Genomic DNA, 561 nt, shown 5'->3' with positions numbered 1-561 from the left:
GGAGAATGAAACGAATGAAATCGTCATCGGGCCGCTTGTCATCCGTCCAGATGCGTACGTCGTGCAAAAACGGGGGGAGACGATCGCGTTGACCCATCGCGAATTTGAACTGCTCCACTATTTGGCGAAACATATCGGCCAAGTGATGACGCGCGAACACTTGCTGCAAACGGTTTGGGGCTACGACTATTACGGCGATGTGCGCACGGTCGATGTGACGGTAAGAAGGCTGCGTGAAAAAATCGAAGACAACCCTTCCCATCCGTCGTGGATCGTCACAAGACGGGGCGTCGGCTATTATTTGCGCAACCCGGAACAGGAGTCATGAGTCGGCATGAAAAAAGTAGGGCCATTTCGTTCGATCCGCTTTAAGTTTGTTATTATTTATGTGCTGCTCATTCTTGTTGCCATGCAAATCATCGGCGTGTATTTTGTCCGTAAGTTGGAAACGGAGCTTGTGCAAAATTTCAAAAACTCACTGAACGAACGGGTGACGCTGCTCGCCTATAACGTCGAGCAGGCAATGAATCGGGAGCGCGATGAAAAAAGCCCGACATTGGA

The 561-nt window shown here is 50.3% G+C and carries 1 protein-coding gene and 1 pseudogene; both read left to right on the top strand.

What is annotated here, in order from left to right:
* A partial coding sequence (locus tag U1T56_RS24410; RefSeq protein ID WP_418162073.1) for a winged helix-turn-helix domain-containing protein occupies window positions 1–328 on the top strand: 328 nt, incomplete at its 5' end.
* 6 nt (window positions 329–334) lie between these two features.
* Window positions 335–561 (top strand): annotated as a pseudogene (locus U1T56_RS24405) (cell wall metabolism sensor histidine kinase WalK); the annotation flags it as partial.

This window comes from Benzoatithermus flavus, assembly GCF_037908215.1.
Classification (GTDB): domain Bacteria; phylum Pseudomonadota; class Alphaproteobacteria; order Geminicoccales; family Geminicoccaceae; genus Benzoatithermus; species Benzoatithermus flavus.
The sequence above is the reverse complement of the archived record's forward strand: the minus strand, read 5'-3'. Positions and strand labels throughout refer to the sequence as shown.